The sequence below is a fragment of the Acidovorax radicis genome, from assembly GCF_020510705.1.
Lineage (GTDB): Bacteria > Pseudomonadota > Gammaproteobacteria > Burkholderiales > Burkholderiaceae_C > Acidovorax > Acidovorax radicis_A.
The window spans coordinates 2,404,396-2,430,517 of record NZ_CP075184.1; the positions used below are offsets into that span (position 1 = coordinate 2,404,396).

Below are 26,122 nucleotides of genomic sequence, written 5' to 3' on the forward strand. Positions count from 1 at the left end.
ATAGATACCCCCTGTCACTGGCAAAGTCAGTGGCAGCCTCTACAATAAAATCGCACGATCGTTCTTTTTTACTTTCCAAGGGACAACAGCATGACCGCTGAATACAAAGTCCACGGCGCCGTTGCCGTGATCACCATGTCGAATCCACCTGTCAACGGGCTCGGTCTTGCGACCCGCCAAGGCATTGTGGACGGGTTGAACCGTGCCAACGCTGACGCCGCCGTGAAGTCCATCGTCATCACCGGGGCCGGTGAGGCGTTTTCAGGCGGCGCCGACATCAAAGAATTTGGCACCGACAAGTCTTTGCAAGAGCCCAATCTGCTGTCGGTGATCGCCGCCATCGAGAACTCTTCCAAGCCGGTCGTTGCCGCCATGCACACTGTCGCCATGGGCGGCGGCCTGGAACTGGCCCTTGGCTGCCACTACCGCATTGCGGCCCCTGGCTGCTTGATTGCGTTGCCCGAAGTGAAACTGGGCCTGATTCCTGGCGCGGGCGGCACGCAGCGCCTGCCGCGCGTGATCGGTGTCGAAGCCGCGCTCAACCTCATCGTGAGCGGCGAGCCCGTCAAGAGCGAAATGATTGGCGCCATGCCTGGGCAGAAGCTGTTTGACAAGATGGCCGCGTCGGCCGAATCGCTGGCGGCAGAAGCCCTGGCCTATGCACAAAGTGTGGCCGATGCACGCCCCCTGCCGCTGGTGCGCAATCTGCCCTGCAAACACCCCGAGGGCGACGCGTACTTTCAGTTCGCCCGCAACATGGTCAACGGCATGGCCAAGAACTATCCGGCCCCGCCCAAGTGCGTGGACGCCGTCGAAGCCGCCACCAAGAAGAAGTTTGCAGAAGGCATGTTGGTCGAGCGTGAGCTGTTCATCAACCTGATGTGGACCCCCGAGTCGCGCGCACTGCGCCACCTGTTCATGGCCGAGCGTGCAGCGAGCAAGATCCCTGATGTGGCCTCCGACACCCCCAAGCGCGACATCAAGCAGGTGGGCGTGATTGGCGCAGGCACCATGGGCGGCGGCATCTCCATGAACTTCCTGAACGCGGGCATCCCCGTCAAGATTCTGGAGATGAAGCAGGAAGCCCTGGACCGTGGCATCGCAACCATCCAGAAGAACTACGAAGCCCAGGTCAAGAAGGGCAAGCTCAAGCAAGACAAGTACGAACAGCGCATGGCCCTGCTGACCACCACGCTGAGCTACGACGACTTGAAGGACTGCGACCTCATCATCGAGGCCGTGTTCGAAGAAATGGGCGTCAAGGAAGCCGTGTTCAAGCAACTCGACGCCGTGGCCAAGCCCGGCGCCATCCTGGCCTCCAACACTTCCACGCTCGACGTGGACAAGATCGCAGCGTTTACCAAGCGACCGCAGGACGTGGTGGGCATGCACTTCTTCAGCCCTGCCAACGTGATGAAGCTCTTGGAAGTGGTGCGTGGCAAAGAGACCGCCAAGGACGTGCTGGCCACCGTGATGGCCATCGGCAAGAAGATCAAGAAGACCTCGGTGGTCTCGGGCGTATGCGACGGCTTCATCGGCAACCGCATGATCGAGCAGTACAGCCGCCAGGCAGGATTTCTGCTGGACGAAGGCTGCACGCCCCAGCAGGTGGACAAGGCCGTCGAGAAGTTCGGCTTTGCCATGGGCCCGTTCCGCATGGGCGACCTGGCGGGCAACGACATCGGCTGGGCGATCCGCAAGCGCCGCGCCGTCGAGCGCGCCGACATGAAGTACAGCCGCACGGCCGACAAGCTGTGTGAACTGGGCCGCTTTGGCCAGAAGACCGGCGCAGGCTGGTACGACTACCAGGCCGGCAAGCGCGACGCGATCCCGAGCGACCTGGTCAACAAGATGATCGAAGACCACCGCAAGGAACTCGGCATCACGCCACGCAAGATTTCGGACGAAGAAATCGTGCAGCGCCTGGTGTTCGCTCTGGTCAACGAAGGCGCGCACATCCTGGAAGACGGCATTGCCAGCAAGTCCGGCGACATCGACATGGTGTACCTGACCGGCTACGGCTTCCCCATCCACCGTGGCGGCCCCATGCACTACGCCAGCGAAGTGGGTCTGTTCAACGTGGTGCAGGCCATGGACCGTTTTGCCAAGAACCCCAACGACGATGCGGAGTTCTGGAAGCCCGCTCCGCTGCTGGCCAAGCTGGCAGCCGAAGGCAAGGCATTTGCCTGATCGCTGGATCGCTTGATCCGATCGAATTGATTGATGCAGTGAAGCCGCACCGGATGCGCACGCCTTTGGCGGCCATCGGTGCGTTCCACCCCTGAAAGGATTTCCCCATGACCTCCGCAGTGATCGTTTCCACCGCCCGCACCCCGCTTGCCAAGAGCTGGAAGGGTTCCTTCAACATGACGCACGGCGCCACGCTGGGCGGCCATGCCGTGCAGCACGCTGTGCTGCGCGCCGGCATCGACGGCGCTGACGTGGAGGACGTCATCATGGGTTGCGCCACGCCCGAAGGCGCCACCGGCAGCAACATCGCGCGCCAGATTGCGCTGAAGGCTGGCCTGCCCATCACGGCTTCTGGCGTCACCGTCAACCGCTTCTGTTCGTCGGGCCTGCAGACCATTGCCATGGCAGCGCAGCGCATCATTGCCGGTGAAGCCGACGTGTATGTGGCCGGTGGTGTCGAAAGCATCTCGTGCGTGCAGCAGGAGATGAACCTGCACATGATCCAGGACCTGGCGCTGGCCAAGCAAAAGCCCGAGATCTACTGGAGCATGTTGCAGACCGCCGAACAAGTGGCCAAGCGCTACAACATTGGCCGCGAAGCCATGGACGAATACGGCGCGGCCAGCCAGCAAAAGGCTTGCGCTGCGCAGGCCGCTGGCCTGTTTGATGCAGAAATCGCCCCCATCACCGTCACAGCCGGCGTGGCCGACAAGACGCTGGGTTTGATCACCAAGCAAGTGACTGTGAGCCGCGACGAAGGCACGCGCGAAGGCACCACGGTGGAGGCCATCAGCGGCCTGCGCTCGGCACTGCCCGGTGGCCTGATCTCGGCCGGCAACGCCAGCCAGTTCAGCGACGGCGCAGGCGCCTGCGTGGTGACCAGCGAAGAGTACGCGAGCAAGAAGGGTCTCAAGCCCCTGGGCCGTTTCCTGGGCTTTGCGGTGGCCGGTTGCGAGCCCGACGAAATGGGCATTGGCCCCGTGTTTGCCGTGCCCAAGGTGCTGAAAAAGCTGGGCCTCACGGTGCAGGACATCGACCTGTGGGAGCTGAACGAAGCCTTTGCCGTGCAGGTGCTGTACTGCCGCGACAAGCTGGGCATTCCGGCCGATCGCCTGAACGTGAACGGCGGTGCCATCGCCGTGGGCCACCCTTACGGTGTGTCGGGCCAGCGCCTCACGGGCCACGCCCTCATCGAAGGCAAGCGCCGCGGCGTCAAGCGCGTGTGCGTGACCATGTGCATCGGCGGCGGCATGGGCGCTGCGGGCATTTTTGAAGTGTTCTGATCTCGCTGCGGTTTCGCAACCGGAACTACCCCGCGTGCAGTGTCACTGAGTTGAGTGATGCTGTAGCGGGGTTTTTTATGGACTTCGATACTCCTATTTTTATAGCTGCTTGCGCTTGATTTATAAGCGCTAGAGGCTGTTTTTAATGTAAACGCCATGAGCCTACGCCCCACCGTCGATTTCTTGCTGTACCAGTGGCTCGACGCCGAGAAGCTGCAAGCCCGCGAGCGCTTTGCCGACCACTCGCGCGAAACCTTCGACGCGGTGCTCGACACCTCAGAGCGCATCGCCCGCGAGAAGTACGCCCCCTTCAACCGCGTGGTGGACACCGAAGAACCCCGCACCGAGACCGAGCCCGATGGCACCCTGCGCGTGGTGCTGCCGCAGGCCACCTATGAGGCGCGCCGTGCCTACGCAGAGTCGGGCCTGTTGAGCGCCGCGCAGGACTACGACATTGGCGGCATGCAATTGCCCTACACGGTGGATGCGGCGGCCAACAGCTTTTTTGCGGTGGCGTCGATCAGCATCGGCTCCAACCTGCTGACCTCGGGCAACGCCAACCTGCTCATGGTGCATGGCACCGACCTGCAAAAGCAGGTGTTTGCGCTCAATGAATTCAACGGTCGCTGGTCGGGCACCATGTGCCTGTCGGAGCCACAGGCGGGCTCGTCCCTGTCAGATGTGGCCACACGCGCCGTGCCGGATGGCGAGGGCTTTGAGAGCGACCCGCTCGGTCCCCGCTACCGCCTCAAGGGCAACAAGATGTGGATCAGCTCTGGCGACCATGAGCTGACCGAAAACATCGTGCACCTGGTGCTGGCCAAGATCCCTGGGCCCGATGGCAAGCTGGTGCCGGGCACCAAGGGGATTTCGCTCTTCATCGTGCCCAAGAAGCTGGTGGACACCAACGGCCAGCTGACCGGTGTGCGCAACGACGTGGCGCTGGCGGGCCTGAACCACAAGCTGGGCTGGCGCGGCACCACCAACACGCTGCTGAACTTTGGCGAGGGGACGTACCCGGTGGATGGCCAGGCGGGCGCCGTGGGCTACCTGGTGGGCCAGCCCGGCAAGGGCCTGCACTGCATGTTCCACATGATGAACGAGGCGCGCATCGGCATCGGCATGGCCGCCACCATGCTGGGTCTGGCGGGCTACTACGCCAGCCTGGACTATGCCAAGAACCGCCCCCAGGGCCGCCCCGTGCAAGGCCCCAAGGACGGTGCGGTGGCCGTGGTCAAAGACGCCGCACAGCCCCAGGTGCGCATCATCGAACACGCCGATGTGAAACGTATGCTGCTGGCGCAAAAGGCCTACGGCGAGGGCGCCCTGGCGCTCAACCTGTACTGCGCGCGCCTGGTGGACGAAATGCACACCGCCGATGCGGCATCGGCCGATGACGCCCGCATGTTGCTGGAGGTGCTCACCCCCATCGCCAAAAGCTGGCCCAGCGAATGGTGCCTGGAGGCCAACAGCCTGGCCATCCAGATCCATGGTGGCTATGGCTACACGCGCGATTTCCCGGTGGAGCAGTACTGGCGCGACAACCGGCTGAACATGATCCACGAAGGCACCCACGGCATTCAGGCCATGGACCTGCTGGGCCGCAAGGTGCTGATGGAAGGCGGGCGCGGCCTGCAGCTGCTGGCAGGGCGCATCAACGGCACCATCGAGCGCGCCCTCCAGGTGCCCGCACTCGCCGCCCATGCCAACGCGCTGGGCAAGGCGTTGCAGGACGTGGGCGCTGCCACCAAGGCCGCCTGGGCCACAGGGCAACCGGCTGATGCGCTGGCCAACGCCGTGCCCTACATGCAGGCCTTTGGCCACACGGTGCTGGCCTGGGTGTGGCTGGATGTGGCGCTGGCCACCCTGCAGGCCGATGCTGCGCTGGCCCAGCCTGCCAGCGTGGGGCGCATGGGTGCGATGCGCTTCTTCTTCCACTACGAGCTGCCCAAGATCGGCGCCTGGCTGCAAGTGGTCAGCACGCGCGACGCGACCTGCGCCAGCTTTCCGGAAGAGGCGTTCTGATGGCGGCTCCGCACACGTTGCAGCGGCTGCAAAAGCTGATCTGGGTGCTGATCTACGGCGGCCTGCTCACGCTGGTGCTGGGCATCGCGATCGCCCGCACGGACGAGCCCACGGGCTGGGTGCTGATGGTGGGCGGCGGCGTGGTGGCTGCGGTGGGTGTGGCGCTGATCGCCGTGCGTGCGCGGCTCCAGGCTGACTCGCAAAGCTGACGCTGGGGCAACGTGGCTGGCCCGGTGCGGAGCGGACGCGGCGGCGACACAATGCAGCCTCTTGGCGCCGCACAATGGCTGCCTGCATTCCACCCCCTGGCCGGCGCTCCCCAGCGCCGGGCCGTGGTCCGAGAACATCCATCGACTGGCAAAAATCCAAGGAGACATTCACATGACACGCACCATCCAACAACTCTTTGACCTGACAGGCAAGACCGCGCTGGTCACCGGTGGCTCGCGGGGCCTGGGCCTGCAACTGGCCCACGCGCTGGGCGAGGCGGGCGCCAAGATCATGCTCAGCTCGCGCAAGGCCTCCGACCTGGAAGAAGCCGCCGCTGACCTGCAGGCCGCAGGCATCGACGCGCGCTGGATCGCCGCCGACTGCGCCAAGGAAGACGACATCCGCCGCCTGGCCGATGAGACGCTGGAGCGCATGGGCCATGTGGACATCCTGGTTAACAACGCCGGTGCGGCCTGGGGAGCGCCCGCCGAAGACCACCCTGTGGAGGCCTGGGACAAGGTGATGAACCTCAACGTGCGCGGCTACTTCATCCTGAGCCAGCACATCGCCAAGCACAGCATGATTGGCCGGCGCAGCGGCAGCATCATCAACCTGGCGTCCATCGCGGGCCTGGGTGGCAACCCCAAGGGCATGAACACCATTGCTTACAACACCTCCAAGGGCGCAGTGATCAACTTCACGCGGGCGCTGGCGGCCGAATGGGGCGCGTACAACATCCGCGTCAACGCGATCTGCCCGGGCTTTTTCCCCAGCAAGATGACGGTGGGTACCCTCAAGGCCATGGGCGAGGAGGCACTGGCGGCACATGCGCCCCTGGGCCGCCTGGGCGATGATGAAGACCTGAAGGGCTTGTGCGCGCTGTACGCGTCGGATGCGGGCAAGCACATCACCGGCCAATGGCTGGCGGTCGATGGCGGCGTGAGCATTGTTACGGGCGGTTGACCACAGGGTAGGAGGGGCGGGCAGCGTTCGTTATGCTCGCTTTTTTGTTCTGAAAACCGGAGTTGCCCTTGCTGAAATTCGGCGTCGAAATCCCCTTTGTCAGCCACCTTGGCTTTACGCTGCACCGCATGGAAGGTGGCGAGTCTGAACTGCACTACGAAGCCCAACCCGAGCACCTGAACTCCTTTGACGTGACGCACGGCGGCGCGTCGATGACGCTGCTAGACGTGACCATGGCCACGGCGGCGCGCAGTGTGACGCCCGACATGGGTGTGGTCACCATCGAGATGAAGACCAGTTTCATGCAACCCGCGCGCGGGCCGCTGGTGGCCAAGGGGCGGCTGATGCATCGCACGGCCACCATGGCGTTTACCGAGGGCACGGTGGTCGACGCCCAAGGCAAGGTGTGCTGCCACGCCACTGGCACGTTCAAGTACGTCAAGCGCCTGCCGGTGGACGGGCGCAATGTGAATGACCTCAAGGTCATTTCCACCGATTGAGCCAAATTTTTAAGTCAAATGGGCTTCTAGCGCTTTATCCATAAGCGCTAGCAGCTATTGAATTCATAGTCATAGACATTCTGAAGGAGCCTTTCATGCCACGCAATCAACAAATCGTTCTCGACAACCGTCCCCAGGGCGAAGCCGTGGCCAGCAACTTCAAGCTGGTGGCCGCTGATACCCCCGCGCTCAAGGACGGCGAGGTGCTGGTGCGCCACCACTACCTGAGCCTGGACCCCTACATGCGCGGCCGCATGAACGAGAGCAAGAGCTACGCGGCTTCGCAAGGCCTGGGCGAAGTCATGATCGGCGGCACCGTGGGCGAGGTGGCCGAAAGCCGCCACCCCAAGTACGCCGTGGGCGACAAGGTGGTGGGCATGGGCGGCTGGCAGGAGTACAGCGTGGTGGACGGTAACGCTGTGGGCGCGCTGCGCAAGGTGGACACCGCCCACGTGCCGCTGTCGCACTACCTGGGCGCCGTGGGCATGCCCGGCGTTACCGCGTACTACGGCCTGGTCAAGATCATTGCACCCAAGGAAGGCGACACCGTGGTGGTGAGCGCAGCCACCGGCGCCGTGGGCAGCGCGTTTGCCGCGCTGGCCAAGGCGCGCGGCTGCCGCGCCGTGGGCATTGCCGGTGGCGCCGAGAAGTGCAAGTACGCGGTGGAGGAGCTGGGCTTTGACGCCTGCATCGACTACAAGGAACACAGCGATGTGAAAGCCATGTCCAAGGCCTTGAAGGAAGCCTGCCCCAACGGCATCGACGGCTACTTCGAGAACGTGGGCGGCTGGATCATGGACGCCGTGATGCTGCGCATGAACGCCTTCAGCCGCATCGCGCTGTGCGGCATGATCGCCGGCTACGACGGCGCGCCGCTGCCCATGGCCAACCCCGCGCTCATGCTCATCAACCGTATGAAGGTCGAAGGCTTCATCGTGAGTGAGCACATGGAAGTCTGGCCCGATGCCCTCAAGGAACTGGGCACGCTGGTCGGCACCGGCAAGCTGCGCCCGCGCGAAACCACTGCCCAAGGCATTGCGGCAGCGCCCGAGGCCTTCCTGGGCTTGCTCAAGGGCAAGAACTTTGGCAAGCAACTCGTCAAGCTGATCTGACGATGCTGAAGTGGACCTGGGCCCGCTTCGACGACCTGGGCGTGCATGCGCTGCATGACGCCCTGGCCCTGCGCTGCAAGGTCTTCATCCTGGAGCAGGGCCCTTACCAGGACCCGGACGAAGCGGACAAGCAGTCCTACCACCTGCTGGGCTACGACGACGCCGGCATGCTGCAGGCCTGCCTGCGCGTGGCGGACCCGGGTGTGAATTACCCCGAGCCCTCCATCGGCCGTGTTGTGACCGCCAAGGAGGCGCGTGGCAATGGCACGGGCAGGGCGCTGATGCAGGAGGGCATTGCCCGCTGCAGCCAGGTGTGGCCGGGGCAGGGCATCCGCATCAGCGCACAGGCGCATCTGCAGGGCTTTTATGGCAGCCTGGGCTTTGAGGCTGTGTCTGACGAGTATCTGGAAGACGATATCCCGCACGTTGAAATGCTGAGGCGGGGTGACAGCCCCACCGCCTGAGGAGCCGCCATGACCGTTGCCAGTCTTGCTGCCACCCATGACGTGTTCAACCAGAGCACGCCCTGGGCCGATGCCAACCTCTTCACCACCAACCAGCCCCTGCAGGACGCGCTGCGCCTGCATGCCCCCAGCCTGCCGCTGGCGAGCCTGACGGCATTGGGCGCGGAGATGGGCTCGGCGGAGATGGCGACCCATGCGCGCCTTGCCAACACCTACAAGCCCCAGCTGCGCACGCATGATCGCTTTGGCCACCGCACCGATGTGGTGGAGTTCCACCCCAGCTACCACGCGCTGATGGGGGCCGCCCTGCGCCACGGCCTGCATGCCACACCCTGGTCGCGCCAGGACACGGGCCACGCGCACATCGAGCGGGCCGCAGGCTTCATGCTGTTCACCGAAGCCGAGCCCTCCATCCTCTGCCCCGTGTCGATGAGCTATGCCGTCACGCCCGCCTTGCGTGGCAATGCCGCCGTGTGGGCCGACTGGAGCGCGGGCCTGGCCAGCACGCAGTACGACCCACGCCTCGCGCTGTTCTCGCAAAAATCCGCGCTCACCATGGGCATGGGCATGACCGAGAAGCAGGGCGGATCGGACGTGCGTGCCAACACCACGCAGGCCGTGCCCGATGGCGACGACGCCTGGGGCGCGCGCTACCGCATCACCGGCCACAAATGGTTCTTCTCGGCCCCCATGTGCGATGCGTTCCTGATCCTGGCGCAGGCGCCTGGCGGGCTCACCTGCTTCTTTCTGCCGCGCGTGCTGCCCGATGGTGGTGACGGTGCCGTCAACACCATCCGCATCCAGCGCCTCAAGGACAAGCTGGGCAACCACGCCAACGCCAGCTCCGAGGTCGAGTTCATCGACGCGATGGCTTGGCGCGTGGGTGAGGAGGGCCGGGGCGTGGCGCAGATCCTGGAGATGGGCACCATGACCCGGCTGGACTGCGCCCTGGGCACCAGCGGCCTCATGCGGCAGGCGCTCAGCATCGCGCTGCACCACACGCGCCAGCGCTCGGCCTTTGGCAAGAAGCTCATCGAGCAGCCGCTGATGCGCAACGTGCTGGCCGACCTTGCTCTCGAAAGTGAAGCGGCTACCGCACTATCCATAAGGCTTGCGAGTGCTTTTGATCACAAAGAAAAGAACGAGCACGAGGCCATCATGGCCCGCCTCCTCACGCCCGTGGCCAAGTTCTGGGTCTGCAAGCGCGGCAGCGTGTTTGCGCAAGAGGCCATGGAATGCCTGGGCGGCAACGGCTATGTGGAGGAGGGCGGCGAGGGCGTGATGGCCCGCATCTACCGCGAGATGCCGCTCAACTCCATCTGGGAAGGCGCGGGCAACATCATGGCGCTCGACTTGCTGCGCGCCGTGCGCCGTGCCGATACCGCAGCAGCCCTGGCCGACGAACTGGCCCCCGCACGCGGCGCCCACCCGGCGCTGGACCGCATGGCCAGCGCGCTGCCCCTGCGCGTGGACGCCATGACGACCGAGGCCGAGGCCCGCCGCCTCGCGCAAGACGTGGCCATGGCCGTGCAGGCCGCGCTGCTGTTCCGCAGCGCACCCGCCAGCGTGTTCGGCGCGTTCTGCGATTCGCGCCTGGGCGGCGACTGGGGCTACAGCTTTGGCACGCTGGGTGCGGGTGTAAACCTTGACGCCATCTTGACCCGCGCGCTCCCGGCCTGATTCACCCTACAGAATTTTGCGGAGAACCCCATGTCCCACCTCATCCTGCACCACTACCCCTCGTCGCCGTTTTCCGAAAAGATCCGTGCGGTGCTCGGCTTCAAGCAACTGGCCTGGAAGTCCGTCATCATCCCCAGCGTCATGCCCAAGCCCGATGTGGTGGCGCTCACGGGCGGCTACCGCAAGACGCCGTTTTTGCAGATCGGCGCCGACATCTATTGCGACTCGGCCCTGATCTGCGACGTGCTGGAGCACGAGCACCCCGAACCGGTGCTGTACCCGCCGCACCTCAAGGGCGTGGCGCGCGTGTTTGCACAGTGGGCGGATAGCACGCTGTTCTGGGCCGCCATGGCCTACAACCTGCAGCCCAAGGGCGCAGCCGTGCTGTTTGCCAACCTGCCGCCCGCCGCCGCGCAAGTGTTTGGCGAAGACCGCCGCGAGATGAGCACGGGCATGCAGCGCCTGCGCCCGCAGGACGCCACGGCCGCCTACCGCTCGTACCTGCGCCGCATCGCCCACATGGCCGAAGAGCACGATTTTTTGTTTGGCGCCGAGCCCTGCCTGGCCGACTTAGCTGCTTATCACCCGCTGTGGTTCACACGCCAGTGTGTGCCGGTGATGGCCGACATCTTTGCGGCCACGCCCGCCGTGCTGGAGTGGATGGACCGCATCGCTGCGCTGGGCCATGGCCGCATGGAAAAGTTCAGCGCGGCCGACGCCATCACCGTGGCGGCGGGCATGGAGCCGCTGCCGCTGACCGACGATGTGTTCCAGGACGAGCACGGCATTGCGCTGGGCAGCCGGGTCACGATTGCGGCCGAGAGCTTTGGCACGGAGCCCACCGAGGGCGAGCTGATCGCCGCCACCCGCACCCGCTACACGCTGCGGCGCACGGACCCGCGTGCGGGGACGGTCCATGTTCACTTCCCGCGTATCGGCTATGTGCTGAAGCCCGTTTCGTCCTGAGCAACGGCGTCTTTTTATCGCATCGCACCCGACGACCTCCACCCGTTCGGGCTGAGCCTGTCGAAGCCGTGTGTCGGCGTCAGCGCCGCCCTGGGTTTTTAACACTGCATCCAATAAACCACTGACAACCTATAGGAGACATAAAACATGATCGATAACTTTGCTGGCAAAACCGCCGTCCTCACCGGCGCAGGCTCGGGCTTTGGCCTGGAATGCGCGCGCATCGGTGCCCGCCTCGGCATGAACCTGGTGCTGGTGGATGTGCAGCAGGACGCGCTGGACGCCGCCGCTGCCGAGATGCAGGCCGCAGGCAGCCAGGTGCTGGCCCGCAAGGTGGATGTATCGAACGCCGCGCAGATGGAGCAGCTGGCCGCCGATGTGCAGCAGCGCTTTGGCGCGCCGCACCTGGTGTTCAACAACGCGGGCGTGGGCGCGGGCGGGCTGGTGTGGGAGAACTCCGTCAAGGACTGGGAATGGGTGCTGGGCGTGAACCTGTGGGGCGTGGTGCACGGTGTGCGCCTGTTCACGCCCATGATGCTGGCAGCGGCCAAGGCCGACCCGGCCTGGCGCGGCCACATCATCAACACCGCCAGCATGGCGGGCCTGCTGGCGGCGCCCAACATGGGCATCTACAACGTGAGCAAGCATGCAGTGGTCAGTTTGTCGGAGACGCTGTACCAGGACTTGTCGCTGGTCACTGACCAGATCGGCGCCAGCGTGTTGTGCCCGTTCTTCGTGCCCACTGGCATCAGCCAAAGCCACCGTAACCGCCCGCAAGACATGCCGGTGGAAAAGCCCACCAAGAGCCAGCTCATCGGCCAGGCCATGAGTGACAAGGCCGTGGGCAGCGGCAAGGTGACTGCCGCCGAGGTGGCGCAAAAGGTGTTTGACGCGGCCGCCCAGGGCCAGTTCTACATCTACAGCCACCCCAAGGCCCTGGCCTCGGTGCAGACGCGCATGGAAGACGTGATGATGGGCCGCAACCCCACCGACCCGTTCGCCGCCAAGCCCGAGCTGGGCGCGCAACTGCGTGCGGCGCTGCGGGCCGATTGATGGCGCAGGCGCAGGCTTGGTGCCAAAAATGTGAGAAAAATTGGCCTCTAGCGCTTATCCAGTAAGCGCTAACAGCTATAAAAAGAGTAGTGAACACCAAACCTGCAAGGAGGGGCCCGCACTGTGCCTGATGCCGCCCCTGGCCACGGCCATGCGCTGTTCGACACCGCCATCGGCACCTGCGGCATGGCCTGGCGTCCGGGCGGCATCGTGGCCGTGCAATTGCCCGAGGCGGATGCCGAGGCGACCCGGGCGCGTTTGCTGCGCAGCCATACACACTGCGCGCAGTTTGCGGAGCCTCCCGCCACCGTGCGCAGCGCCATCGAAGGTATCCAGGCGCTGCTGGCGGGGCAACCCCGCGACCTGTGCGAGGTGCCGCTCGATATGTCCGGCATCTCGCCGTTTCACCAGCAGGTGTATGCCATTGCCCGGGCCATACCGCCGGGCCAGACGCGTACCTATGGCGAGGTGGCAGAGCAACTGGGCGGCAAGGGCCTGTCGCGCGCCGTGGGGCAGGCGCTGGGGCTGAACCCGTTTGCGCCCGTGGTGCCGTGCCATCGCGTGCTGGCGGCGGGCGACCGGCCCGGCGGCTTTTCGGCCGGAGGCGGCGCGCTGACTAAGCTGCGCATGCTGCAGATTGAAGGCGCTTGCCCGGGGGGAACACCATCGCTGTTTGATTGGTAACTGATCGTTTCAGTTCTTGGTGGATTGCCTTTACCCTGAAAAAGACCTCTCTGGTGGTCTGTTCGGCAGCGCACAGACTCGCGGCCCCGGCCCCTTGTACAAGAGGATCGGAGCGCAGCCGCAATGCGGTTGCGCCATTCACCTTGTGTACCAGGAGCCGCCCATGTCCCATCCATCCACCCTTGTCTCTGCGTGGGACACGTCTTGCGTAGGGCAGCCAGCAGACATGTCGCTGCTGGAGCTTTCCCACCTGGGTGAACATCTGGTGCATTGCGGCGCTTTGCGGGGGCCGCTGGACCAGTTTCTTGCTGGCGCTGCATGGCTGCAGGCCCTGGTAGCAGAACATGTGGTGACTGTTGCACTCTTGGTTACGTTGGCGGTGGGGGCCGTATCGCTGGTGCGATAGGGGGCGTGCGCATGGGCTTACGTACACCATGGCCCTGGGTTCCTGCCGCGCTGGACCGCATGCTCGATGCCCGGGCAGGCTTGGTGCTGGAGCCCCTGCGGGCCGAAGTGTTTGGCGTGGTCCGCTTCGAAGAGCATGGCCGGCACCTGGGCGCCTCCCACGACGCAGGCAAGGCACCCTTCGGCCGCACCACGTTCTACCCGCGCCTGCAGAGCAACATCCGTGCGCTGCGGGCCGCATACCGCTACCTTTTTGACGCACCGCATGACGAGCATGCCATCAGCCCCGCCGCCGAATGGCTGTTTGACAACTTCCACCTGATCGAAAGCCAGCTCAAGGAGATCCGCGCCGGGCTGCCGCCGCGTTACTACCGCTCGTTGCCGGTGCTCAAAGATGCACCGCTGGTGGGCCTGCCGCGTGTGTACGGTGTGGCGTGGTCGTTTGTGGCCCACACCGACAGCGCGTTTGATGAATCGCTGTTGATGCACTACCTCAATGCCTACCAGCAGACCTGCGAGCTGAGCCAGGGGGAGCTGTGGGCGCTGCCCACCACTTTGCGCGTGGTGCTCATCGAAAACCTGCGCCGCCTGGCCGAGCGCCTGGCCAGCCACAAGGCCGCGCAGGAGCTGGCCAGCCTGTGCGCCGCCCGTAGCAAGGACCTGAGCGTGTTGACGCTGGATGCGGCCTGCGCGGCGATGGACAGGCGTGGCGTGGCCCCGGTGTTCCTCGCTCATCTGGCGCAGTCGATGGTGGGGCGCGGCACGTTAGGTGGGCATACCGCTGCAGGCACGCCGTCGCCCGTGCAGCAGTGGTTGTTGACCGCTGTGCCCGACCTGGTGGCGCTGCAGGCCCAGCAGCAGATCAACCAGGCGGCGGACCAACTGAGCATGGGCAATGCCGTCACGGCGCTGCGGCTGATTGGTGCGGCTGACTGGTCCGACATCATCAGCCAGACCAGCCTGGTGCTGCGCGCCATGCTGCAGTCGCCCGTGTTCGCGGCCGAAGATGAGGCTACGCGCAACACCACCTTGCACGGCATTGAAAATCTGTCGGCCCGCAGCGGGCAGGGCGAGGCCGCTGTGGCGCAGGCGCTGCTGGTGCTGATGTCGGGCGCCGACGGTGAGCCTCGGGATGAGCCTGGAGGTGCGCAGGCGTTGGCGGGCTATTGGCTGCAAGGCGCCGGGCGCGGCCAGCTGGAGCATGCCCTGGGTGCGCGCCGCCATGCCACCGATGCAGTGGCCCTGTGGCGTTCTGCCGTGGGCTTGTCACGCGTGCCGCTGTACCTGGGCGCTTTGCTGTTGGGCTCGCTCGGCCTGCTGGCCTGGCTGACGGTGCCCTTGTGGGGTGCTTCGCCAGGGCCCGCAGCCAGCGCAGCCCATCTTGCAGGCCTGGCGTTGCTGGCCGTCTTGATGCTGCTGCCCGTGTCCGAGATCGTGGTGGCTGTGGTCAACCGGCTCATTGGCGAATCCGTCCGGCCCACCTACATGCCACGCTACCTGCTGCCAGCGGGCATTCCGGCATCGGCACGCGTGCTGGTGGCCATCCCGGCGCTGCTCAGCAGCACCGGCACCATCGACCGGCTGGTGCACCGCCTGCACCTGCATTTCCTGGCCAACCCCGAGCCCTGTGCCCAGTTTGCGCTGCTGACCGACGGTGTAGATGCCGATGTGCAAGACCTGCCCGAAGATGGCGCGCTGCTGGCCCATGCCCAGGGCTTGATGCAGGCACTGAATGCGCAGCACCCGACCGCCACGGGCAGTGCCCCGCGTTTTGTGCTGCTGCACCGCGCGCGCACCTACAGCCCCACGCAGCAGCAGTGGATTGGGTGGGAGCGCAAGCGCGGCAAGCTCGAACAGCTGGTGGCCGCGCTCTCTACCGGGGTGTCGGAGGCGTTCATCGATATGGGCGAACTCTCGCACCTCGCACCACAGACCCGCTATGTGCTCACGCTCGACAGCGATACGCAGCTGCCACCGGGCCGCCTGCGCAGCCTGGTGGGTGTGGCTGAGCATCCCGAGAACCAGCCCCGTCTGGATGCCGGCGGCCAGCGCGTGGTGCAGGGCTACGGCATCCTGCAGCCCCGGGTGCTAGCGCCACTGCCCACGCATGCCACCACCTCGTTGTGGCAGTGGCTGTTTGCGGGCCAGCAGGGGCTGGACCCCTACAGCGCCATGACGTCTGACGTGTACCAGGATTTTTTTGCCGAAGGCAGTTTCACCGGCAAGGGATTGTTGCATGTGGCCACCGTGCACGCCGTGCTGGGCGGGCGCCTGCCGGCCGACCAGGTGCTGAGCCATGACCTGCTTGAAGGCGCGCTCGCACGCTGCGCTGTGGTGAGCGATGTGACGCTGGTGGAGGCCGAGCCCGAGCACAGCGACACCGCAGCCTCCCGCCTGCACCGCTGGACGCGGGGCGACTGGCAGCTGTGGCCCTTTCTGGCCCAGGCCCATCGATGGGGCCTCTCGAGCATCAACCGCTGGAAGCTGCTGGACAACCTGCGCCGCTCGCTCGTGGCGCCCGCGTCGCTGGTGCTGGTGGTGCTGGCCTTGGCGGGGTGGGGTCTGCCCTTGGCCAGCACGCTGGCGCTGGTGGTGATGGCCTACGTGGCCGCACCCCTGATGGGAGCACTGGCGGGCTGGGTTCCGAGCCGGTTTGGGCTGCTGGGCATGCGTTTTGTGCACGAAGCATCGGGTGACTTGTTGCGCGCCCTGGCCAGTGGCGTGTGGCACCTGGCCCTGCTGCCGCAGCAGGCCCAGTTGCTGGGCGATGCCGTGGTGCGCACCGTGCACCGGCAGGCCGTAAGCCGTTGGCACCTGCTGGAGTGGACCACGGCCGAGGCCGCGCAGAGCACCCTGATGACAGGCCTTGGCGCAACGCTGCGCAGGCACAGGGCGGCGCCCTTGCTGGCGCTGGGCTGTGGCGCGGTGCTGTGGGCCGGGGGCTCCCAGGACACCTCGGCGCCCTGGGCCTTGGTGGCGCCGCTGCTGGCGCTGTGGGCGCTGTCGCCACTGCTGGTGTGGTTGGCCAACCGGGAGCCGCCCGGCCAGGGCAGCCCGACGCTGTCGGCACAAGACCAGGACCTGCTGCACGGCGTGGCTCGCGACACCTGGCGTTTTTTCGAGCGCTGCGTGGATGCGCACAACCACCAGCTGCCGCCCGATAACCTGCAGACCGCCCCTTATGAAATGGTGGCGCACCGCACCTCGCCCACCAACATCGGGTTGTATTTGCTGAGCGCCAGTTGCGCGCGCCAGTTCGGCTGGATCGGCACGCTGGAGCTGCTCGACCGGCTTGAAGCCACGCTGGCCATGCTGCAAGCCATGGAGCGGCACCAGGGCCACTTCCTGAACTGGTACGACACCGAAACCTTGCAGCCGCTGCTCCCGCGTTATGTGTCCACCGTGGACAGCGGCAACCTCTGCGCCCACCTGGTGGCCGTGGCGCAGGCCTGCAACGCGCTGGCGGCGCAGCCACTGTCGCCGCAGGCCGGTGAGCAGGCCATCCGCACCTCGCTGGCGCGGCTGCAGCCCCGACTGGGCACCCACCACCCCGGCATGCGCGGGCTGCAGCACCCATCGGCGCTGAGCCGCCTGCTGGGCATGCGCCCGCCTGACCCCGCGCACCTGCCCGAGGCCACGGCGTTTCGTACGCTGCTGGCGCAGGCGCAAGACGAACTGCACAGCATGGCCCAGCCTCGCCACCCAGCCATCGTGCACAGCCAGCCCACGGCCCACGACGAACTGCTGTGGCTGCTGGCCGACCATCTGTCCACGCTGCAGTCGGTGGACCGCGACCAGCAGGCTGCGCTCAGCGGCGGCGCGCCCGAGGCCACGCGCCGCCTTTCGGCCCTGGCCGAGGCGCTGGATGCACTGGCCTGGCAGGCCGATTTCCGGTTTCTTTACCACCCCCGGCGGCACCTGCTGCACATTGGCTATCGCGTGGACGAGCAGCAGCTGGACACCTCGTTCTATGACCTGCTCGCGTCCGAGTCGCGCACCACCAGCCTGCTGGCCATGGCCAAGGGCGACCTGCCTGTGAAGCACTGGGCGGCCCTGGGGCGGCCATTTTTTGCCAGCGGCCACCATGCGGTGCTGCGTTCGTGGTCGGGTTCGATGTTCGAGTACCTCATGCCCACGCTGGTCATGGCCGAGCCGTATCACAGTGCCCTGGGCGAGGCAGGGCGGTCGGCCCTGCGTGAGCAGGTGGCGCTGGTGCAAGGCCTGGGCAAGGACATGCCCTGGGGCATTTCCGAATGTGCCTATGCCGGGCGCGACCACACCCTGGCGTACCAATACGCGCCGCAGGGTGTGCCACGCCTGGCTTTGCGCCGCACGCCCGTGGGCGAGCTGGTGATTGCACCCTACGCCACGGCGCTGGCAACACAGGTAGACGCCCGCGCAGCCTGCACGAACTTCCGCACGCTGGCCGCACTGTCGGCGCGGGGGCGCTACGGCTTTTACGAGGCGCTGGACTTCACACCCGAACGCCAGACGCATGGCGAGCGGCTCACGCTGGTCAGCACCTACATGGCCCACCACCAGGGCATGACCATTGTGGCGCTGGCCAATGTGCTGCTGCGTGGCGTGGCCCAGCGCTGGGGTACGGCGCATGCACGCATCGAGGCCGTGCTGCCGCTGCTGCAGGAGCGCGCCCCGCGCGAGTTGCCCACCCTGCAGGCGACGCCGTCGCGCTTGCCGCTGCACGCGCGCCAGCAGAAAACGCCGGACCATGTGCGCCCCGTCACCCCTGGGGCCCAGGCGCTGGAGCCCACGCACCTGCTGGGCAACGGCCGCTACAGCGTTACCCTGCGTGCCAATGGGGCAGGGTGGAGCCGCTGGCACCAGACCGGCATCACCCGCTGGCGCGACGATGCGCTGCGGGATGCGCACGGCAGCTTTCTGTATGTGCGGCAGATGGGCTCCAGCGTGCCCGCGTCCGTCACCAGCCACCCCGCGCCCGATGCGCGTGCGGTGTACGGCAGCACCTTCCACACCGACCGCGTGTGTTTTGATGCGCTGTGGCCGGGGCTGCGCGTGCACACCACCGTGTGGGTGAGCCCGGAAGACGACATCGAACTGCGCAAGGTGGTGGTGAGTAACCTCGGCAACGAGGTGATCGAGCTGGAGTTGATATCGGCCCTGGACATCACCCTGGCCACCCACGCGGCCGACGAGGCGCACCCGGCGTTCTCTAACCTTTTCATCGCCGCCGACTGGCTGCCCGCGCAACAGGCGCTGCGGTTCGTCAGAACACCCCGCCTGCAGACCGAGGCCACCCTGCAGGCCACGCACTTTGTGGCCGATACGCACGGCCACGTGCTGGGCCTGCGCTGCCAGACCGACCGCGAGCTCTGGGTGGGGCGCAACCATACGCCTTGCCAGCCGCTGGCCCTGCTGAACCGTGTGCCCGAGGCGCCCGCGGTGCTGGAAACCGGCCTGGACCCCGTGGCTGTCCTGGGCGTGATGCTGCGCATTGCGCCCGGTGCGCAGGCTTGCGTCACGTTCGCCACGGCGGCATCGCAAGACCCGACCACGCTGCTGGCCATCATCGACAAGTACCGCCAGCCGACCTATGTAGAGCGCGCTTCGGCCATGTCGGCCACGCTGGCCAGCATCCAGTGGGCTTCACACCGCCCGCACCGCGACTACCTGCCCGCGCTCCAGGCGCTGACCACGGCGCTGGTGTTCACGCTGCCCAAGGTGCACACCACCTACCGGGGTGTGCTGACCGAATCGCAGGCCGCCCATCCCGTGTGTGACAGGCGCACGCTGTGGCAACTGGGCCTGTCAGGCGACCGGCCCATCGTGCTGGTGATGGCCGGGTCGCCCCAGGGCATGGGCCTGCTGCGCAGCCTGGCCCAGGCGCTGCGCGAATGGGCGCATGGCGGTGTGGCCTGCGACCTGGTGGTGCTCAGCAGCGAATCGCACTCGTACCACATGCCTTTGCAGCGCGAGCTGGCGCTGCTGCGCGAGCACCATGATGCCGACCTGGCCACACGCACCGGCCCGGCAGTGACCGGCCTGCGGGTGCTGCGGATCGACGAGCTGTCGGCCCAGCAACTGGGCACGTTGGCGAGCCTGGCTCGCATTACCCTGCAGGCCGATGGCCATGCGCTCATGCACCAGGTGAAGGCCTGGGTGGCGGCCCATGGCGTGTCAACGGTCAGTCCCTGGCGCGGCGGCGCTACCGATGAAGTGCCCACGCACCAAGGCAGCACGCGGGTGCCCGCGCCAGTAGGCAGTTTTGCCCCCGTCACTGGCACCTTTGGGTTCGATGTGTCGGCTGCGCTGCGGCCCACCAAGCCTTGGGTCAACGTGCTGGCCAACGCCCAACTGGGGGCCATGGTGTCTGAAAGCGGTGCGGGCAACACCTGGGCGCTCAACAGCCGCCTGAACCAGCTCACCGCCTGGTCGAACGACCCGGTGGCCGACCCGCCCGCTGAATGGTTGCTGCTGCAGGACCGCCGCACGCGCGAGGTGTGGAGCCTGACGCCCTCAGCCTGGGGCGCAGCCGACGTGGTGTACCGCGTGGAACACGCGCAGGGCACCACCACCATCCGCCACCGCAGAGGTTTGCTGGATATAGAGGTGCGTTGGTGTGTGGACCCCGTCACCGCCATCAAGCAGGTGCATGTGCAGGTGCGCAATCTGGGCGCCGGGCGTGCGCACTTGCGCCTCATTGGCATGGTGGAGTGGATGATGGGCGAAAAGCGCGGCGACCGCGCCACGCTGGTCACCGCACCGTGTTTTGCACCACTGCCCGATGGCCGCTTGCTGGGCCTGCTGTGCACGCAAACCGAGGCATCCGCTGGCTTTGGCGGTGGCACGGCCTTTTTCTGCGAGGCCTTGGCCGGGTCGGGCACGGGCGACCGTGCCAACGACAGCCTGGACTGGACCTGCGACCGCCGCGAATTCTTCGATGCACAGGGTGATCTGGTGGTGCCCCTGCAACTGGGGCAGCGCCGCGGCTTTGGGCTGGACCCTTGCGCGGCACTCTCGCGCATGGTCACCCTGCGGGGTGGGGCCGCGTTCGAGCGCGTGTACCTGATGGGCTACGCCCCCACCGAGGCAGCCGCGCGCACGCTGGCGCAAGAGGCCATGGCCGTGGCGGCCCGTGCACGCGAGCAAGCCACGCTCGACCAGTGGAACGAACTGTTGGGTGCAACGCAGGTGGCCACGCCCGATCCGCTGTTCGACGTGTTGGTCAACCGCTGGCTGCTCTACCAGACGGTGTCATCACGCCTGTTTGCCAAGGCGGGCTTTTACCAGGCGGGCGGTGCCACGGGCTACCGCGACCAGTTGCAGGACACGATGGCGCTGGCCTGGGCACAGCCGGGCGCCTTGCGCGCGCAGATCGTGCTGTGTGCGTCGCGCCAGTTTGAAGCGGGCGACGTACAGCACTGGTGGCACACGCCGGGCGGGGCAGGGGTGCGCACGCATTTCTCGGACGACCTGTTGTGGCTGCCCTTTGCCTGTGCGCATTACCTCCAGCGCACCGCAGACAACGGCTTGCTGGAGGAGCAGGTGGCGTTCCTTGAAGGCTCCGCGATCCCCGAAGGGGCGGAAGACATCTATGAATCCCCCAGCGCCAGTGCCACCACGGCCAGTGTGTACGAGCATGCCGCCCGCACCATCGACCGCAGTCTGCGCACTGGTGCGCACGGCCTGCCGCTGATGGGCGGTGGCGACTGGAACGACGGCATGAACCGCGTGGGCGACGGCGGTCGTGGCGAATCAGTATGGCTGGCGTGGTTCCTGTGTGCCATCGTCGCCGACTGGATTCCACTGGCCCGTGATCGGGGCGATCTGGAGCGGGTTCAGCGCTGGGATACCGCATGGACCGGCTGGCGCGCTGCATTGGAGAGCGATGCGTGGGATGGCGACTGGTACCAGCGCGCCTTTTTTGACGACGGCACAGCCCTGGGCAGCCACACGCGGGACGAGGGCCGCATCGATTTGATTGCCCAGGCCTGGGCAGTGCTCTCGGGCGTTGCAACGCCTGAGCGGCAGCGCCATGTGATGGACGCGGTCGAGGCGCATCTGGTCCACCCCGCAGCAGGGTTGATCCAACTGCTGACCCCCCCGTTGCGCCATGCCGAACCCAGCGCGGGCTACATCCAGGCCTACCCGCCCGGCGTGCGTGAGAACGGCGGGCAGTATGCCCATGGTGGCGTGTGGGCGCTGATGGCCGCCGCAGAATTGGCAGTGCAGCAGCCTGAGCACCCCGGTGCGTTCGATGTGCCTTACCGTTACTTCACCTACCTGAGCCCGGTGCACCGGGCCCAGCACCCGGTGTGGGGGCCGGTGTACGCCGTGGAGCCCTATGTGATGGCGGCTGACATCTACAGCCAGCCACCCTATGTGGGGCGCGGCGGCTGGAGCTGGTACACCGGCGCGGCGGGCTGGCTGCACCGGGCGGCGGTGGAGTCGATGGTGGGTTTGCATATACGTGCGCACGACTTGTTCTTTTCGCCGTGCCTGCCAACCCATTGGCCGGGGGCCGAGATTTCCCTCGTACGGGCGGGTGTCACGCTGCGTTTCGTCTTGGTGCGCGCGACAGTTGCCCAGGTGGTAGGTCACCATCTACCGGATAACGTGCCCGCCGATGCCCGCTGGCTTGCAGTCGGGCAGCGGCTGCGTTGGGTGGATGAGAGGAGCGACGCTTGCTTTGTGGTGCCGCTGTGACATATTGCGGGGCATTCGGCATCCACCTTGGAACAGCCACGAAAGTGGCCGTTAGGTAAAAGTGTGTATGTGCGATACCGTACAGACTGCTGGCGCCCAACAGTTGCACATTGATTGCCAGCGCAATGCAGCGGCACCCTTACCTCGGTGTTTGCCATCTCACCGAAGGTACCGCCATTAAAAAACCGAACGCAACCCCACTGCAGAATCAGCTTTTGGCCGCGCTGCCCGACTCCGAGTTGCAGCGCTGGCTGCCTGAACTCGAGCCGGTTGAACTGTCTCTAGGGCAAGTGCTGTACGAATCGGGTGCGGCCATGCCATTTGTGTATTTTCCGACCAACGCCATCGTGTCCTTGCTCTATGTGCTGGAGGATGGGGCGTCGGCCGAGATTGCGGTGGTCGGTTTAGAGGGCCTGGTGGGCATCTCCATCTTCATGGGCGGCGGCTCGACCCCCAGCCGCGCGGTGGTGCAAAGCGCTGGTGCAGGTTACCGCATGCGCGCTGATGTCATGAAGGCAGAATTTGAGCGCTCGGGACCCGTGGTGCATCTCTTGCTGCGGTACACCCAGGCGCTTATCACCCAGATGGCGCAGACCGCCGTGTGCAATCGCCACCACTCCCTCGACCAACAATTGTGCCGCTGGCTGCTGCTCAGCCTCGACAGGTTGCAGAGCAACCAGTTGGTCATGACCCAGGAGCTGATTGCCAACATGTTGGGGGTGCGCCGTGAGGGTGTGACCGAGGCCGCGCTCAAACTGCAAAAGGCAGGGCTCATCAGCTACGCTCGTGGGCATATCAATGTGATCGACCGGCCGGGCCTCGAGGGGCGCACTTGTGAGTGTTATGACGTTGTGAAAAAAGAATATGACCGGTTGCTGCCCCCGCGCACCGCGAGTTAGCCGTTGATGCGTTGTAGTGAGGCGCTGCCACCAAGCCTCTGTGCGCTGGCAGACAGTCAAGGCCCTGCGCTGCGCACACACTGGTAGAGAGTTGTTCCGCCCCAGCGCCGGTGCATTCGTCATGACACTGCTTCTTTGAGCGGTGCTGGCTGACCAGTGAAACGTCCTAATGCCTCGTCCTCAAAACCAGATCATTCGTCTGCTTCCGCCTGCCGCCCGAAAGCAATTGTTGGACCATTGCGAGCCGTTTGACTTGGTTCTTTCGGCCGAGTTGAGTGCGCTGGGCAAGCCGCTGGCGTATGCGCATTTTCCCAACGAAGGTTTTTTGTCTTTGGTGATCCATGTTGACAGCCACCCGCCGCTCGAAGTGGGCATGGTGGGGGTGGAGTCAATGCTCGGCTCTGAGTTGGTTTTAGGTGCAGCAGCAACGCCGTGGCGTGCGCTTGTGCAGGGAGAGGGGTCGAGCTGGCGGATCAGCGCAGCAGAGCTGCGTGCACAAAGTGACGCGATTCCTGCGCTGCAAAAGCTGCTGCAATCCTGCGTGTTGGTGCGGTTGCACCAGCAGGCGCTGGCGTCTGCCTGCCAGCGGTACCACGCCATCGCTCCCCGCCTGGCACGCTGGTTGTTGATGAGCCAGGACCGTTCGCGCACTGAGATTTTTCATGTCACTCAGGAGTTTTTGGCCCTGATGCTGGGCGTGCGTCGTGTGGGGGTGACGGAAGCCGCCAGTCGGTTCCAGGACGTAGGCTTGATTGCTTACCACCGGGGCGAGCTCACGGTGCTCAACCGCGCGGCAATGGAAGAGCAGGCATGCAGTTGTTATGCCGCTGATAAAAAAATTCACAGCCGGTTGATGGCAGCCCGCAACCAAGGCGGCGCTAAATAAGCCTGCGCGATGCGCCGTGCGCGAGGGACTTGCTCAGCGTTGCCAATGGGTCCAATGCACGAATCTCTGCGCCGTACTTATGTGCGGCCTCGTTCGGTCTGCGGTGTGACAAATACGCGCAATGGTGATGGCTATTGCTGGACCTCGCGGACCGCGCCGATTCGCAGCGCAGACTTGCCGCTCGATGCGTGCAGGGAATTGCTGAGCTGCCGAGTGATGCAGCGCAACAGCCCGCTGAGAATTTGCGGGGGCGATGTGGGCTCATGTGGGCTATTGCTCAATCAACAGTTCGTCGTAGACGTTGCTGATCCCCAGAATGCCGTAGGTCACCTTCATGAATCGGCGCATCGCCAAGGATGACTTCGGTGCTGGCGGTGCGTTTTCCGTTGCCGAGAGGGAGGATGCCACTGTCTGCGGGCTCTGCAAGGCGTTTGTTTGGGTGCTGCGTGCGCGGCGCACCGCGCGTTGACGCGTAAGGAACTCTGGGGAGGGCGTGTAGCTGCTGGGTGTGGGAAGGGCCAGTGCTACCCCAGCAGAAAAAATGAAGCTATCCACCTGGATCACACCCTCCACATTCTGGGTGATGAACAGGGCAAGATCCAGCTGCGTCTGGTCTGCCACCATGCCGCTCAGCAGTACCACTCCCTGGTGCGAGTCGACACCAATGTCCACAGCGTGAGTCACCGGAGAGCGCCCCAAGGCCTCTTTGACGCGTTCATTGAGCACACTGTCTTGCGCGTGTTGAGCGGTTGTTGTTGTTGTTGTTGTTGAGGTGAGTGGCTCCCGTGAGTCCGCCACCTCAGTGCCTTTGCAGCCTAGCAGCGATAACAGCGATGCAAGAAAGAGTAGGCGCAGTCCACCAAGGCGCGTACGTGGCTAGTGGCAAAAAATGGGGTGAAGCGTCGTCATGGTACATGCCCTCAAAGAGCCGGTCGGCAAGGTGGCAACCGTTGTATGTACTTTTGCAGAAGGCGGGGCGGGCGTCTGTTCGTAACCGTACCCATGGCCATGTATCTTTTTACTTTGCGAGGGAGGGGCGGACTACGGGTTCCGATCAGCGATCGGCGCAGTGAAAAGCAAATCCGCAGCCGTCGCGTTTCGCCGCATACATCGCGGCGTCCGCGCAAGCGAGCAAACCGTCAGCCGTGATCCCATGTTGTGGGCAAATCGCAATCCCGATGCTAGGGCGCACCAGCAGTTGCAGGGTGCCAATTTTCATGGGGGCAGATACAGCCTCCAGCAGCTTTTTGCACAACAGCCGTAACGGTGTCATGTCAACCACGTCCAGCAATAGGCAGACAAATTCGTCACCGCCCAGGCGCACCACGGTGTCGCCACGGCGCACCGCTGCACGCAGTCGCGCGGCGGTGATGCACAAGACTTCGTCTCCAACGCCGTGCCCATACAGATCGTTCACGGCCTTGAAGGCGTCCAGGTCGATGTACAACACGGTGAGCCCAGGGCTGTCGGGCCCACGCTCTGCCAGCGTGTGACTCAGCTGCTCCAGCAAATGACGTCTGTTGGGCAAGGTGGTCAGCTCGTCATGCAAGGCCATGTGGCGCGCGCGTCGCTCGCCACATCGCACAAGATCCAGGTCGGTTTCGGCCTTGATCAGTGCGGTCTGGGCGGTGTGAAAGGCGCGCTCCAGCTCTAGCCGCTGTGCCGTTTCGCGTTGCAGTGCTGTGTGCATTTCATCCAGCGCTGCCACACACTCATTCATGCTGAAGTTAGGGCCTGGTGTGGTGGTGGCGCGCAGCGTCTGATTTTCTTGCAGCGCATCGCCTGAGAGTTCCCGGTTGACCAGCCGCGACCGCAGGGCACGCAGCACTTGGTTCCAGTGCTGCAGTTGCCTTGCGCTGGGCCATGACGTGGTGAGCGTTTTGCCAAACAGAAATTTTTTTTGATTGATACCCATATGCCGGTCCTTTGAATGCAGCCGCCACTGTCAGAGAAACAGCGGGGCAACGCGAAGTCGGGACAAGGGCATGGTCATCAGAACAATGTCCTTACTAGTGATGGAGTCTGCGGGGTCTAAGGGCTTCTCACTGTCTGCCAGCGCACATAGGGCGACATGCTGCGTCTGTGTTGCGAAAAAGGGGTGATTGATCGCGGTATAC

General features: G+C 65.2%; 18 protein-coding genes. 16 read left to right on the top strand and 2 right to left on the bottom strand.

What is annotated here, in order from left to right; all coding sequences use genetic code 11:
• Positions 1 to 90: 90 nt before the first annotated feature.
• From KI609_RS11080 to KI609_RS11155, 16 genes are all read left to right on the top strand, one after another.
• Positions 91 to 2,190: a 3-hydroxyacyl-CoA dehydrogenase NAD-binding domain-containing protein gene (locus tag KI609_RS11080; RefSeq protein ID WP_226449977.1), complete on the top strand. Its 2,100-nt coding sequence runs from the start codon at positions 91 to 93 to the stop codon at positions 2,188 to 2,190.
• 107 nt (positions 2,191 to 2,297) lie between these two features.
• Entirely contained in the window at positions 2,298 to 3,473 is a 1,176-nt protein-coding gene (locus KI609_RS11085; protein WP_226449979.1) for an acetyl-CoA C-acyltransferase, read from the top strand.
• Positions 3,474 to 3,629: 156 nt separating this feature from the next.
• A complete protein-coding gene (locus tag KI609_RS11090; RefSeq protein WP_226449981.1) occupies positions 3,630 to 5,498 on the top strand; it encodes an acyl-CoA dehydrogenase in 1,869 nt (622 codons plus the stop codon).
• Positions 5,498 to 5,707 carry a hypothetical protein gene (locus tag KI609_RS11095; protein WP_226449983.1) on the top strand — a complete coding sequence of 70 codons (210 nt, stop codon included), beginning with the start codon at positions 5,498 to 5,500 and terminating at the stop codon, positions 5,705 to 5,707. Before KI609_RS11090 ends, KI609_RS11095 begins: the two co-directional genes overlap by 1 nt.
• A gap of 172 nt (positions 5,708 to 5,879) precedes the next feature.
• A complete protein-coding gene (locus KI609_RS11100; protein ID WP_226449985.1) occupies positions 5,880 to 6,671 on the top strand; it encodes an SDR family oxidoreductase in 792 nt (263 codons plus the stop codon).
• A 68-nt stretch (positions 6,672 to 6,739) separates the two neighbouring features.
• Positions 6,740 to 7,171 (top strand): PaaI family thioesterase, encoded by a 432-nt coding sequence (locus KI609_RS11105; protein ID WP_226449987.1) that lies wholly within the window; start codon positions 6,740 to 6,742, stop codon positions 7,169 to 7,171.
• Between the two features lie 95 nt (positions 7,172 to 7,266).
• On the top strand, positions 7,267 to 8,283 hold the full coding sequence (locus KI609_RS11110) for an NADP-dependent oxidoreductase (RefSeq protein ID WP_226449989.1): 1,017 nt from the start codon (positions 7,267 to 7,269) through the stop codon (positions 8,281 to 8,283).
• A 2-nt stretch (positions 8,284 to 8,285) separates the two neighbouring features.
• Entirely contained in the window at positions 8,286 to 8,747 is a 462-nt protein-coding gene (locus KI609_RS11115; RefSeq protein ID WP_226449991.1) for a GNAT family N-acetyltransferase, read from the top strand.
• 9 nt (positions 8,748 to 8,756) lie between these two features.
• Complete coding sequence (locus tag KI609_RS11120; RefSeq protein ID WP_226449992.1) at positions 8,757 to 10,427, top strand: isovaleryl-CoA dehydrogenase; 1,671 nt, start codon at positions 8,757 to 8,759, stop codon at positions 10,425 to 10,427.
• A 30-nt stretch (positions 10,428 to 10,457) separates the two neighbouring features.
• Complete coding sequence (locus KI609_RS11125) at positions 10,458 to 11,393, top strand: glutathione S-transferase family protein (RefSeq protein WP_226449993.1); 936 nt, start codon at positions 10,458 to 10,460, stop codon at positions 11,391 to 11,393.
• A gap of 147 nt (positions 11,394 to 11,540) precedes the next feature.
• A complete protein-coding gene (locus KI609_RS11130; protein ID WP_226449994.1) occupies positions 11,541 to 12,446 on the top strand; it encodes an SDR family oxidoreductase in 906 nt (301 codons plus the stop codon).
• Between the two features lie 123 nt (positions 12,447 to 12,569).
• Complete coding sequence (locus tag KI609_RS11135) at positions 12,570 to 13,130, top strand: methylated-DNA--[protein]-cysteine S-methyltransferase (RefSeq protein ID WP_226449995.1); 561 nt, start codon at positions 12,570 to 12,572, stop codon at positions 13,128 to 13,130.
• 163 nt (positions 13,131 to 13,293) lie between these two features.
• Positions 13,294 to 13,536: a hypothetical protein gene (locus KI609_RS11140; RefSeq protein ID WP_226449996.1), complete on the top strand. Its 243-nt coding sequence runs from the start codon at positions 13,294 to 13,296 to the stop codon at positions 13,534 to 13,536.
• A 59-nt stretch (positions 13,537 to 13,595) separates the two neighbouring features.
• The gene (locus tag KI609_RS11145; protein WP_226450335.1) at positions 13,596 to 22,220 is read left to right on the top strand and encodes a GH36-type glycosyl hydrolase domain-containing protein; all 8,625 of its coding nucleotides are present in this window, start codon (positions 13,596 to 13,598) and stop codon (positions 22,218 to 22,220) included.
• Between the two features lie 224 nt (positions 22,221 to 22,444).
• On the top strand, positions 22,445 to 23,119 hold the full coding sequence (locus KI609_RS11150; protein WP_226450337.1) for a Crp/Fnr family transcriptional regulator: 675 nt from the start codon (positions 22,445 to 22,447) through the stop codon (positions 23,117 to 23,119).
• Positions 23,120 to 23,288: 169 nt separating this feature from the next.
• Positions 23,289 to 24,005 carry a Crp/Fnr family transcriptional regulator gene (locus KI609_RS11155; RefSeq protein ID WP_226449997.1) on the top strand — a complete coding sequence of 239 codons (717 nt, stop codon included), beginning with the start codon at positions 23,289 to 23,291 and terminating at the stop codon, positions 24,003 to 24,005.
• 270 nt (positions 24,006 to 24,275) lie between these two features.
• Here KI609_RS11155 and KI609_RS11160 read toward each other — a convergent pair whose 3' ends face one another.
• Entirely contained in the window at positions 24,276 to 24,731 is a 456-nt protein-coding gene (locus KI609_RS11160; RefSeq protein ID WP_264181383.1) for a BON domain-containing protein, read from the bottom strand.
• A 328-nt stretch (positions 24,732 to 25,059) separates the two neighbouring features.
• Positions 25,060 to 25,920, bottom strand: coding sequence for a GGDEF domain-containing protein (locus KI609_RS11165; protein WP_226449999.1), 861 nt, complete (start codon positions 25,918 to 25,920; stop codon positions 25,060 to 25,062).
• Between the last annotated feature and the right edge of the window lie 202 nt (positions 25,921 to 26,122).

What these genes read in the sequence shown, in the direction of transcription:
- KI609_RS11080 (WP_226449977.1), top strand. Translation starts at nt 91, where the DNA reads ATGACCGCTGAATACAAAGTCCACGGCGCCGTTGCCGTGATCACCATG.
- KI609_RS11085 (WP_226449979.1), top strand. Translation starts at nt 2,298, where the DNA reads ATGACCTCCGCAGTGATCGTTTCCACCGCCCGCACCCCGCTTGCCAAG.
- KI609_RS11090 (WP_226449981.1), top strand. Translation starts at nt 3,630, where the DNA reads ATGAGCCTACGCCCCACCGTCGATTTCTTGCTGTACCAGTGGCTCGAC.
- KI609_RS11095 (WP_226449983.1), top strand. Translation starts at nt 5,498, where the DNA reads ATGGCGGCTCCGCACACGTTGCAGCGGCTGCAAAAGCTGATCTGGGTG.
- KI609_RS11100 (WP_226449985.1), top strand. Translation starts at nt 5,880, where the DNA reads ATGACACGCACCATCCAACAACTCTTTGACCTGACAGGCAAGACCGCG.
- KI609_RS11110 (WP_226449989.1), top strand. Translation starts at nt 7,267, where the DNA reads ATGCCACGCAATCAACAAATCGTTCTCGACAACCGTCCCCAGGGCGAA.
- KI609_RS11115 (WP_226449991.1), top strand. Translation starts at nt 8,286, where the DNA reads ATGCTGAAGTGGACCTGGGCCCGCTTCGACGACCTGGGCGTGCATGCG.
- KI609_RS11120 (WP_226449992.1), top strand. Translation starts at nt 8,757, where the DNA reads ATGACCGTTGCCAGTCTTGCTGCCACCCATGACGTGTTCAACCAGAGC.
- KI609_RS11125 (WP_226449993.1), top strand. Translation starts at nt 10,458, where the DNA reads ATGTCCCACCTCATCCTGCACCACTACCCCTCGTCGCCGTTTTCCGAA.
- KI609_RS11130 (WP_226449994.1), top strand. Translation starts at nt 11,541, where the DNA reads ATGATCGATAACTTTGCTGGCAAAACCGCCGTCCTCACCGGCGCAGGC.
- KI609_RS11140 (WP_226449996.1), top strand. Translation starts at nt 13,294, where the DNA reads ATGTCCCATCCATCCACCCTTGTCTCTGCGTGGGACACGTCTTGCGTA.
- KI609_RS11145 (WP_226450335.1), top strand. Translation starts at nt 13,596, where the DNA reads ATGCTCGATGCCCGGGCAGGCTTGGTGCTGGAGCCCCTGCGGGCCGAA.
- KI609_RS11155 (WP_226449997.1), top strand. Translation starts at nt 23,289, where the DNA reads ATGCCTCGTCCTCAAAACCAGATCATTCGTCTGCTTCCGCCTGCCGCC.
- KI609_RS11165 (WP_226449999.1), bottom strand. Translation starts at nt 25,920, where the DNA reads ATGGGTATCAATCAAAAAAAATTTCTGTTTGGCAAAACGCTCACCACG.